Below are 9,853 nucleotides of genomic sequence, written 5' to 3' on the forward strand. Positions count from 1 at the left end.
GCCGAGGTCAGCGGCGCCGCGCGCCCCGCAGCCGGTGATAGACCCGCCGCGCCTCCTGGTAGAGCAGGTTGCGGCGCGGGAAGTCCGGCTTGCGGCCCTTGCGGTCGTGGACCGAGAACTCGACCGTCTCCCTCCAGTCGAGCGTCTCGATCATGCGGTAGCCGAGGCCGAGCCGCCAGGCGAGGTACGGGAATGAGATCTGGTCGCGGCGGGAAAAGCGCAGGACATGCTCGAACCAACGTTCGCCGAAGCGCGCCAGCGCGGGGGCGTTGTGACGGCGCAGGAGGAAATGCCCCTCGATCAGTCCGGCGTGCGCCGGCATCCCCTCCGTGCGGTAGGTCCGCTCCCGCTCCTTCAGGATCCTGTAGTCGTCGAGGCCGTTCTCCCAGGCCGTCTGCAACTCGTCGTAGACGCAGTCGCGGCGGAAATGCCGGAAGGCGTAGAAGTCGGCCTCCGCCTCGGCCCGGCAGGCGGCGAGCACGTCCATCGGGTCGCGGCGCAGCCGCGACTTGTTGTCGAGCCAGATCGACCATTCCGCATCCGGGAAATGGAGGTGCGGGCGCAGCTTGGCCCGGCGCGACGCACGCGCGGGGTCGAGGCCGTCGAGCGGATCGTGGACGATATCGACGCCGGGCAGGCGAAGGTCCTCCCGGTCGGTGAAGAGCACGCGCCGGCAGGAGTGAAATCCGCCGAAGACTCCGCCATTGAAGGGATCGGCCGTACCGTAGTGGGCAGAATAGAGGACGAGTGACATCGGCGCGCCCGCGTGGTTCCAGTGCCGACTATAGCCGGGCGGCGGGCCGATGGCAGGGGGCATCACGCCGAGGCGGCGCGCGCGATCCTGCGGTAGCCCGCCTCGCCCCACCAGAAGCCGTCGGAAAGGCCGACCTCCATGCCCAGCGCCTCGAGCCGCGCCGTCGCCTCGTCGGGCCCGATGCGCCCGTCGGCGAGGTCGCGGTAGATCCGGGCGATTGCCACCATGTCCTGCTGTTGCGGCCCGAGCCTGAGCGCGGTGACGCCGAGGGCGGCCATCTCCGGCACCGCCTCGGCCAGGTTCAGATAGCTCCGCGACATGGTCTGGATGCCGTTCACCGTCAGGAACCCCTTGCCGTCGAGCGTGTCGAGCGGCATGCCGTCGGGGTCCTCCTCGCAGACGAAAAGGCAGTTGTCCTTGGTCCGGCCGTGCGCCCGCGCGTGGTAGCAGCGCGCCGAGAGCGCCAGCGAGGCGCGGCCGAAGACCTGCACCTCAACGCCCGCGCCCAGGGTCCGCGCCCGGTCGCACAGCACCGCGACCGCCGCTCGCGGCAGTTCCGCGGGCAGCGCGAAATGGGTGGCCCCGCGCGCGGCGAGGAAGGCCATCGTCTCTTCGTTGTAGACGTTCATGTAGGGCCCGACCCGATGCGGCTTGCCCATCAGATGCAGAAGTGCCGCGGCGTTGTTGGCCTCGACCTCGCGCCCGTCCTCGCCCTGGCAGAGCCCCTCGGTCGCCTTCCGTTCGCGCTTCAGCATGATCTCGGCAAGCGAGGAAAAGACGACGCGCTTGCCCGCCTCTTCCAGCCTGTCCGCGATATCGGGCAGGTCGGCTTCGAAGAAGGGCGCGCGCTTGGAGCAGATGACCTCGCCGAGATAGACGGTGTCGACAGGCGCCTCGTCGGCGATCCGCGCATAGAAGTCCCGCCGCGCCTCCGCCGACCAGTGGAACGGGATCGGGCCGAGTGTAAGTTCCATCTTCACCGCCATGTCTTGGTCTTGAAGGCGCCTTGCGTTTCCTTCTGCCCCTCGGTCAGGGCAAGAAGGTTCGCCAGTTCCGGCGGCCGCCCCGCGCGGATCGCGTCCACCGCGGCGCGGAAGGCCGAGACCACCTGGCGCACGTAGGCGCGCGACCGCTGGCGGCCCTCGATCTTGAAGGCATGGACGCCGGCGGCCATGAGATCTGGCAGAAGCTGCGACAGGTTGAGGCTGATCGGCTCCTCGAAGGCATAATATCCCTCCGGCCGGCACGGCGCGCGATAGCGGCCCTTGCAGATCGTCGGGTAGCCGGCGGTTTCCTCCGGGGCGAAGCGGTCGATCGTGAAGGCGCCAAGCCTTGTCGTCATCGACCCGTCGGCCTCGCGGCGGTATTCGACGTCGTTGGCGGGCGAGCAGACTCCGTCCATGTTCGTCGAGAGCCCCGTCGCGTAGTTCGTGAGCGAGCAGCGCCCCTCGACCATCAGGCCATGGTTGCCGAAGATGAAGGTCTCGATCTCGCAGGGAATCTCGGCCGCAAGCGCACGGATCTCCGGCACCGTCAGGATGCGCGGCAGGACGACACGCCTGATGTCGAACGCCTCGACATAGTAGCGGATCGCCTCCGGGCTCGACGCGGCGGCCTGCACCGACAGGTGCAGGCGCTGGCCGGGATGGCTGCGGCGCACCCACTCCGCGACACCCATGTCGGCGACGATCATCGCATCGACGCCGTACCGCGCGCCGAGGTCAGCGGCCTCCTGCCAGAGCGGGAATTTCCCTGCAGGCGGGAAGGTGTTGAGTGCCAGAAGCACCTTGGCACCCCGCGCATGGGCATAGGCGACGCCTTCGGCCATCTCGTCGGGGGTGAAGTTCAGCCCCGGGAAGTTCCGCGCATTGGTGGCGTTCTGAAAGCCGCAATAGACCGCGTCGGCGCCGGCATCGACGGCGGTCCTGAGCGCGGCCGGCGTACCGGCCGGACAGACAAGCTCCGCCGTGGTCATGCCCGTGCCTCCCGGGCCCGCGCACGTTCGCCGGCGCGCCTCAGCATGGCGAGCGTGGCCCGTCCCGGTGGCCCGAACATCGCCGCGACACGCTCCGCCACCGAGCCGTCGATGTCGTCGAGCGCGTTTCGCAGGGACACCACCGCCTCGGTATTGCCTTCGATCACCAACGCGCGGGAAAAGAACAGCGCGTCTCCGTCGAGATCGGCGTCGATCAGTTCCAGAAGGTCCAGGAACCGCCCCGAGATATGCGCGACATGGGCCGGCAGCGCGCGGCGCGACACGGCGCGCAGAAGCGGACGGTCGCGATCCGGCACGAGGTGCAGGGCGAAGGGAAGATTGACCGGGTCGATGATGAAGCTCGCCCCCACCCAGGGGCCGAGGCGGTTGAACATCGACGGATTTTCCGCAGCGATCCGCCGCACGATCCGCGCAAAGATCGGCTGCAACGGGAAGAGAGGCAGCGGAGGCAATATCGGGCGGGCGGCGCGGCCGGAATCGGGGGTGCTCATGGACCGTCGCTTAGCACCATTGCCGCCCGTTTCACTTGACTAAGATCAACTCTGGCAAGGGTGCGGGCGCCCCCCGTTCCGCCCTGTTTCCGGTCGGATCAGCGCCGGTTGATCCCGTTCTCGCAGAAGGATTGCGCGAATCCCGCCGACACGCCGGCACCCCGCGGCCAGAGAAGCGCGAGGCCCGAGGCGGATGCGGCCTGATCGGCCCGGAGCGTGAAGCGCACCCCCTCGCCCGACCGCCGCGGCGGCTCGGAGGCGCGATAGACCTTCGCAGTGACCGGCAGCCGCAGCGCCCGCACCGCATAGTCGCCCGCCGCGCACCAGAAGTCGGCCGGGCCGGACTTGCCGCGCCAGGGGATAACGAAGGCATCCGGCCCCTCCGGCCGGACGATCAACCCGTTCTCGGCCGTGAAGGCCGCGGCCGGGGTGGCAAGCGAGAGCGCCGCGAGCAGCGCAAGGGCAAGGGATCTCATGAAACCTCCGGGGTCTATGCGGGCCGGGCCACGCGGGCTTGGTCGCATCATAGCGCGGCAGGGGAGCGTCCGGCAGGCCCTGCCGATCACGCTGGCGCGACCAGTCAGCGGTAACCGATGGCGTCGGCGAACTCCACGATGACGTTGTTCCAGCTGCTGAGCACATAGGCGAGGTTTTCACGGGTCAGCCCGCCCTCGGTGAGCACGACATGATCGATGTAGATCCGGTCCGGCTCCTGCCCGAGGAAGGCGCGGCCGAAGATGTGCTCCTGGTTCCAAGTGTCGGCCATCGCGACCGGAACGTCTTCATCGAGCGTGAAGGAGGCCAGAAACGCCATCAACTTGCAGTCGCGGCCGCCGGTGCAGAAATAGAAATCGACCTCGAAGTTCAGGCCCTGCGTCGCGCTGCCGATATAGGCCTGGCCGTCGGCCTCGTACGCAAGTTCCGCGCGGTAGCCGTTTCCCTGCATCACCGCCGCGACGACCCCGGGGTCGCCGGCATCGAGCGTCTCGGCGGCGGTGTGGCCAGCCGGCACGCAAAGCCCGCCGACCGCGGCCAGACCGAGGACGCGCGGCCATACCCACGGTCCGGACCTCGCCGGCAATTCCGATCCTGACACGACGTCCCTCCCTCCGAACCCTGCACCGAATGATTCCATATCAGCAGCGTGCATTTCGGTACTTGACCTGCGTCAGTCCCGCCGGGCGGCGGGAATAGCGCGATTCCGGCGGATTCCGGCGTGCGCCCCGCCGCCATTCCGGGCAGACTGGGTCCGGGCAGGCGAGGCCCCGGGGCAAGGGAGGACAGAATGGGCGGCGATGACGAGGACGAGCGGCGCGACTATGCCTCACCTCCCTGTTTCCTGCACGAACTCGACCCCTCCTTCGCCGGGATCGCCGACGCCGCGACCGAGCGCGACGTGGCGCGCTGGCGCAAGGCCGAGCGCGAGCGGCTGATCGCGCGCCGCCAGGCGGTGCCGGTCGCCGCGCGGACGGGCGCGGACGCGGAGATCGCGGCGGAACTCGACCGGCGGCTCGGGCCGGTCGCAGGTCGGACCGTCGCGCTCTACTGGCCCTTCCGCGGCGAACCCGACCTGAGACGCTGGGCCGCGGCGACCCGCGCGGCCGGCGCGCGCACCTGCCTTCCGGTCGTCGTCCGAAAGGCAGCGCCGCTCGTCTTCCGGCTTTGGACCGGGGAGGAGACGCTCGAACGCGGCGTCTGGAACATTCCGATCCCGCCGGACACTTCCCCCGAGGTCGTGCCCGACATCGTGATCGCGCCCGTCGTCGGCTTCGACGCGGCAAACTACCGCCTCGGCTATGGCGGAGGCTTCTACGACCGCACGCTCGCCCGGCTCCGCGCCGCCGGGCGCGGCCCGCGGACCATCGGCGTCGGCTTCTCCTTCCAGAAGCTCCCGACGATCTTCCCGCAGCCCTACGACATCGCCCTGGACGAAAGCATCCTGGTGGAGATCTGACGTGCTGGGGCGGGCCACCCCGCCCCTTCCCGGCCGTCGCGACCCACGGATAACCAGAACTCATGAGAGGACGGCGTTTTTCTCATGCCACAACCCCGCGCGGTTCGGTCTACTCTGCCCCGATGATGCTTGTGACGGAGGCAAGTCCGTGTCCGATATTGCTGTGCCGGAATCGATGGAGGCTGCCGCTCCGCGCGGCCGCAAGCCGGGTGGAGGGCGCGAGGCGCGCCGGCGCGACCGGGCAGGACCGCAGGCCGGGCCGCGCGTGCCCTATATCGTCCGGGGCATTCCGACCTACGACGTGCTGGGCGAAGAGAACCTGCAGAAGATCGAGGCCGCCGCCGACCGCATCCTCGCCGAGACGGGGATCGATTTCCGCGATGATCCCGAGGCGCTGGAGCTCTGGCGCCGCGCCGGTGCCGAGGTGCAGGACGTTCGGGTGAAGTTCCCGCCGGGGATGCTGCGCGAGATCGTGAAGACGGCGCCGGCCGAATTCACCCAGGCCGCGCGCAACCCCGCCAATTCGGTGCGGATCGGCGGCCGGAATGTCGTCTTCGCCCCCGCCTACGGGTCGCCCTTCGTGATGGACCTCGACCGCGGCCGCCGCTTCGGCACGCTTCAGGACTTCGAGAACTTCATCAAGCTCGCGCAGTCCTCGCCCTGGTTCCACCATTCCGGCGGCACAATCTGCGAACCGACCGACGTGCCGGTGAACAAGCGCCACCTCGACATGGTCTATGCCCATGTCCGCTATTCCGACCGCGCCTTCCTCGGCTCGGTCACCGCCGCCGACCGGGCGGCCGACAGCGTCGAGATGGCGCGGATCCTCTTCGGGGCGGAGTTCGCCGACAGCAACTGCGTCATCATGGGCAACTTCAACGTCAACTCGCCGCTCGTCTGGGACGGCACGATGACGAAGGGCATGCGCGAATATGCGCGCGCCGGCCAGGGGACCGTGCTCGTCCCCTTCATCCTCGGCGGCGCCATGGGGCCGGTGACGAGCGCCGGCGCCATCGCGCAGTCGCTGGCCGAGACGCTCGCGGGCTGCGCCCTGACGCAACTCGAACGGCCCGGCGCGCCGGTCGTGTTCGGCAACTTCCTCTCCTCGATTAGCCTGCGGTCCGGGAGCCCCACCTTCGGCACGCCGGAGCCCGCGATCGGCAGCATGGTCATCGGCCAGCTCGCCCGCCGGCTGAACCTGCCGCTGCGCTGCTCGGGCAACTTCACCACCTCGAAGCTGCCGGACGCGCAGGCGATGATGGAGGGCACGATGTCGATGCTCGCCGCCGTCCACTGCGGGGCCAACTACATCCTCCATTCGGCGGGCTTTCTCGACGGGCTTCTCTCCATGTCCTACGAGAAGTTCATGCTCGATGCCGACCTCTGCGGCGCGCTTCATTCCTACCTGAAGGGCGTCGAGGTGGATGACGACCAGCTTGCCGTCGATGCCTTCGCCGAGGTCGGCCCCGGCAGTCACTTCTTCGGCTGCGCGCATACCATGGCCCATTACGAGACCGCATTCTGGGACAGCGAGCTTTCCGACAACGAGCCCTTCGAGAAATGGGAGGCGAACGGCTCATCTGACGCCGCCACGCGCGCCAACCGGCTCTGGAAGAAGCGCCTGGCGGAATACGAGCCGCCGCCGCTCGACGAGGGCATCGACGAGGCGCTGCGCGACTTCGTCGACCGCCGCAAGGCCGCGGTCCCCGACATGTGGTATTGACCATGGCCAGTATCGGCATCCTCGGCGGGACCGGCTGGCTGGGCCGGGCGCTCGGCCGCGACGGAATAAGCGTTGCGCGTTTCGGACCGGGCGCCCGTCAGGCCGGCCCCGCACCCGGACCGAAGCGCCCCCGGAACCGCGCGATCTCGCGCGGCTCGGGCGCACGGCCGGTGTAGATCTCGACATAGGTCGGAATTCGGGACAGCCGCATCTCCAGCGTTTCCTCGACCTGCATCGAGATATAGCCGATCTGCACCAGGTAGACGGTGCGCGCCCGAACATCGGCATCCGCAGGCCGGTGGCCCCAGCGTTCCAGCATCCGTGCCAGGGCTTCCAGCCGCTGCCCGTCGGCCGCGGTGACACGGGCGAGGATGGCGGGATCCTTGAGGCCCCAGCCGCGCATCGCGAACTCAAGCTTCGCGTCGAAGGTCTCGGGTCTTAGGAAGCAGGCGATGACATTCAGCATCGCCTCCGTCTCGGTCTCGGCGTATTCCCGCGTCGCGGCGACAAGCGGGGCGGTCGTCCGCGCCTCCCACATGTCGGCGAGCGCTGCCAGAAGGTCGTCGCGGTTCTCGAAGAACCAGTAGAAGCTGGTGCGCGACAGCCTCAGTTCTTCCGCGAGCGCCATGACCTTCACCGCGTCGATCCCCTCGCGGACCAGCGCGCCGTAAGCGGCCTCCAGCCACCCCTCGCGCGATCCGCGCCAGCCCGTCCCGGTCTTTTCGTCGCCTGCCATGGCGGTCAGGCTAGGCTGATCGCCACGGCTCCGCAAGAAAATGTTCCGGCATGACCGTAATCTTGACAGTCATGAACATTTTTGGTGAACTGCGCGAGGAATGACAGGGAGTCCCCGCATGTCGAACGATCCGCTCCTCCAGCCCTACCGGCTGAAGCACCTGACGCTGCGCAATCGCATCATGATCACCAGCCACGAACCGGCCTACCCCGAGGACGGGATGCCGAAGGGCCGTTACCGCGCCTACCACGTGGAGCGCGCCAAGGCCGGCGTGGCGCTGACGATGACGGCGGGCTCCGCCTCGGTTTCGCGCGACAGCCCGCCGGTGTTCAACAACATCCTCGCCTGGAAGGACGAGGTCGTGGGCTGGATGAAGAAGCTCACCGACGAATGCCACGACCACGGCGCGGCGGTGATGATCCAGCTCACCCATCTTGGCCGGCGCACACGCTGGGACAAGGGGGACTGGCTGCCTGTGCTTGCCCCGAGCCACGAGCGCGAGGCGGCGCACCGGGCCTTCCCGAAGCGGATCGAGGACTGGGATATCGCCCGCATCGTCGGGGACTTCGCCGATGCCGCCGAACGGATGAAGGCGGCCGGCCTCGACGGGATCGAGCTGGAAGCCTACGGCCACCTCCTGGAACAGTTCTGGTCGCCCCTGACCAACGATCTTGAAGCACCCTGGGGCGGCAGCCTCGACAACCGCCTGCGGTTCATCTTCGACGTTCTGCGCGCGATCCGTGCCCGTTGCGGGAAGGATTTCATCGTCGGAGTGCGCTACACCGGCGATCAGGACCTGCCCGGCGGCATGACCAGGGAAGAAGGGATGGAGGTCAGCCACAGGCTGAAGAACTCCGGACTCGTGGATTTCCTCAACGTCGTGAAGGGGCACATCGACACCGATCCGGGTCTGACCGACGTCATTCCGATCCAGGGCATGCGGAATGCCCCGCACCTCGACTTCGCCGGCGAAATCAGGGCCGCGACCGGCTTTCCCACCTTCCACGCGGCGAAGATTCCGGACGTGGCGACCGCGCGCCATGCCATCGCCTCGGGAAAGCTCGACATGGTCGGCATGACCCGCGCGCACATCGCGGACCCGCATCTTGTGCGCAAGGTCATCGAAGGGCGCGAGGACGACATCCGCCCCTGCGTCGGCGCGAACTACTGCCTCGACCGGATCTACCAGGGCGGGATCGCGCTCTGCATGCACAACCCCGCGACGGGGCGGGAAGAGACGATGCCGCACACGATCCCCGCCGCGCCCGCGAAGAAGCGTGTGACGATCGTCGGCGCCGGCCCGGCCGGGGTCGAGGCGGCGCGCGTCGCGGCCGAGCGCGGGCACGCGGTCACGGTCTTCGAGGCCGGCGACCAGCCGGGCGGGCAGATCCGCCTGACCGCGCGGGACGAACGCCGGCGCGAGATGATCTCGATCATCTCCTGGCGGATGGCACAGTGCGAGAAGAAGGGCGTCGGCTTCCGCTTCAACAGCTACGCCGACGCCGATGCGGTGCTGGCGACCGATCCCGACGAGGTGATCGTCGCCACCGGGGGGCTGCCCCACGCCGAGGTGCTGGCGGGGGGCAACGACCTCGTCCATACCGCCTGGGACATCCTCTCGGGCGACGTGAAGCCGGGGCAGAACGTGCTCATCTTCGACGACGCGGGCGACCATGCGGCGCTGCAGGCCGCCGATCTCATCTCCGCCACCGGCGCGGCGGTGGAGATCGTGACGCCCGACCGCAGCTTCGCGCCCGAGGTCATGGCGATGAACCTCGTGCCCTACATGCGCAACCTGCAGAAGCGGGACACGACCTTCACCGTCACCTGGCGGCTTCTCTCGGTGGCGCGCGAAGGCAACCGGCTCCGCGCCACGCTCGGCAGCGACTACGGCGCGTTCCGGCGCGAGCGTGTCGTCGATCAGGTCGTCGTCAACCACGGCACCCGCCCGCTGGACGAGCTCTATTTCGAGCTGAAACCGCTGTCGAAGAACCTCGGCGAGGTGGACTACGAGGCGCTTTCCACCGGCGGCGTGCAGGACGTTCTGCGAAATCCCGACGGCCGCTTCCGTCTCTTCCGCATCGGTGACGCGGTGGCCGCGCGCAATACCCACGCGGCGATCTACGATGCCCTCAGGCTCGTCAAGGACCTCTAGGGCCGGCGCCTTCGCCGCGGCCTCGCAGGGGGCGCGGGGGCGCC

The 9,853-nt window shown here is 68.8% G+C and carries 10 protein-coding genes; 3 read left to right on the forward strand and 7 right to left on the reverse strand.

Annotated features, from left to right (window positions below):
• Positions 1 to 7: 7 nt before the first annotated feature.
• From ACMUOO_RS14915 to ACMUOO_RS14940, 6 genes are all read right to left on the reverse strand, one after another.
• Positions 8 to 754, reverse strand: a complete 747-nt coding sequence (locus tag ACMUOO_RS14915; RefSeq protein WP_301919465.1) for a glycosyltransferase domain-containing protein — start codon at positions 752 to 754, stop codon at positions 8 to 10.
• 62 nt (positions 755 to 816) lie between these two features.
• Positions 817 to 1,740: a ubiquinone anaerobic biosynthesis protein UbiV gene (gene ubiV, locus ACMUOO_RS14920; RefSeq protein ID WP_301919466.1), complete on the reverse strand. Its 924-nt coding sequence runs from the start codon at positions 1,738 to 1,740 to the stop codon at positions 817 to 819.
• Positions 1,731 to 2,729, reverse strand: coding sequence for a ubiquinone anaerobic biosynthesis protein UbiU (ubiU, locus tag ACMUOO_RS14925; protein ID WP_301919467.1), 999 nt, complete (start codon positions 2,727 to 2,729; stop codon positions 1,731 to 1,733). Before ubiU ends, ubiV begins: the two co-directional genes overlap by 10 nt.
• Positions 2,726 to 3,241 (reverse strand): ubiquinone anaerobic biosynthesis accessory factor UbiT, encoded by a 516-nt coding sequence (ubiT, locus tag ACMUOO_RS14930; RefSeq protein WP_301919468.1) that lies wholly within the window; start codon positions 3,239 to 3,241, stop codon positions 2,726 to 2,728. The genes ubiU and ubiT overlap by 4 nt, the downstream gene beginning before the upstream one ends.
• Positions 3,242 to 3,339: 98 nt before the next feature.
• Positions 3,340 to 3,717 (reverse strand): hypothetical protein, encoded by a 378-nt coding sequence (locus ACMUOO_RS14935; protein ID WP_301919469.1) that lies wholly within the window; start codon positions 3,715 to 3,717, stop codon positions 3,340 to 3,342.
• A 104-nt stretch (positions 3,718 to 3,821) separates the two neighbouring features.
• The gene (locus ACMUOO_RS14940; RefSeq protein WP_413855675.1) at positions 3,822 to 4,337 is read right to left on the reverse strand and encodes a YbjN domain-containing protein; all 516 of its coding nucleotides are present in this window, start codon (positions 4,335 to 4,337) and stop codon (positions 3,822 to 3,824) included.
• 189 nt (positions 4,338 to 4,526) lie between these two features.
• Here ACMUOO_RS14940 and ACMUOO_RS14945 point away from each other — a divergent pair, with 189 nt between their 5' ends.
• Positions 4,527 to 5,195 (forward strand): 5-formyltetrahydrofolate cyclo-ligase, encoded by a 669-nt coding sequence (locus ACMUOO_RS14945; protein WP_301919471.1) that lies wholly within the window; start codon positions 4,527 to 4,529, stop codon positions 5,193 to 5,195.
• Between the two features lie 175 nt (positions 5,196 to 5,370).
• The gene (locus tag ACMUOO_RS14950) at positions 5,371 to 6,918 is read left to right on the forward strand and encodes a trimethylamine methyltransferase family protein (protein ID WP_413855676.1); all 1,548 of its coding nucleotides are present in this window, start codon (positions 5,371 to 5,373) and stop codon (positions 6,916 to 6,918) included.
• A gap of 97 nt (positions 6,919 to 7,015) precedes the next feature.
• Here ACMUOO_RS14950 and ACMUOO_RS14955 read toward each other — a convergent pair whose 3' ends face one another.
• Positions 7,016 to 7,654: a TetR/AcrR family transcriptional regulator gene (locus ACMUOO_RS14955; protein ID WP_301919473.1), complete on the reverse strand. Its 639-nt coding sequence runs from the start codon at positions 7,652 to 7,654 to the stop codon at positions 7,016 to 7,018.
• Positions 7,655 to 7,772: 118 nt separating this feature from the next.
• Between ACMUOO_RS14955 and hpbA the strand changes: the two genes are divergently transcribed.
• Positions 7,773 to 9,809 carry an N-methyl-L-proline N-demethylase HpbA gene (gene hpbA / locus ACMUOO_RS14960; protein WP_301919474.1) on the forward strand — a complete coding sequence of 679 codons (2,037 nt, stop codon included), beginning with the start codon at positions 7,773 to 7,775 and terminating at the stop codon, positions 9,807 to 9,809.
• Positions 9,810 to 9,853: the final 44 nt, after the last annotated feature.

The sequence above is a fragment of the Albidovulum sp. genome (genome assembly GCF_041919395.1).
Lineage (GTDB): Bacteria > Pseudomonadota > Alphaproteobacteria > Rhodobacterales > Rhodobacteraceae > Albidovulum.

Excerpts from the sequence above, each read along its gene's own strand:
- ACMUOO_RS14915 (WP_301919465.1), bottom strand. The coding sequence starts at position 754 with ATGTCACTCGTCCTCTATTCTGCCCACTACGGTACGGCCGATCCCTTC.
- ubiV (WP_301919466.1), bottom strand. The coding sequence starts at position 1,740 with ATGGCGGTGAAGATGGAACTTACACTCGGCCCGATCCCGTTCCACTGG.
- ubiU (WP_301919467.1), bottom strand. The coding sequence starts at position 2,729 with ATGACCACGGCGGAGCTTGTCTGTCCGGCCGGTACGCCGGCCGCGCTC.
- ubiT (WP_301919468.1), bottom strand. The coding sequence starts at position 3,241 with ATGAGCACCCCCGATTCCGGCCGCGCCGCCCGCCCGATATTGCCTCCG.
- ACMUOO_RS14935 (WP_301919469.1), bottom strand. The coding sequence starts at position 3,717 with ATGAGATCCCTTGCCCTTGCGCTGCTCGCGGCGCTCTCGCTTGCCACC.
- ACMUOO_RS14945 (WP_301919471.1), top strand. The coding sequence starts at position 4,527 with ATGGGCGGCGATGACGAGGACGAGCGGCGCGACTATGCCTCACCTCCC.
- ACMUOO_RS14950 (WP_413855676.1), top strand. The coding sequence starts at position 5,371 with ATGGAGGCTGCCGCTCCGCGCGGCCGCAAGCCGGGTGGAGGGCGCGAG.
- ACMUOO_RS14955 (WP_301919473.1), bottom strand. The coding sequence starts at position 7,654 with ATGGCAGGCGACGAAAAGACCGGGACGGGCTGGCGCGGATCGCGCGAG.
- hpbA (WP_301919474.1), top strand. The coding sequence starts at position 7,773 with ATGTCGAACGATCCGCTCCTCCAGCCCTACCGGCTGAAGCACCTGACG.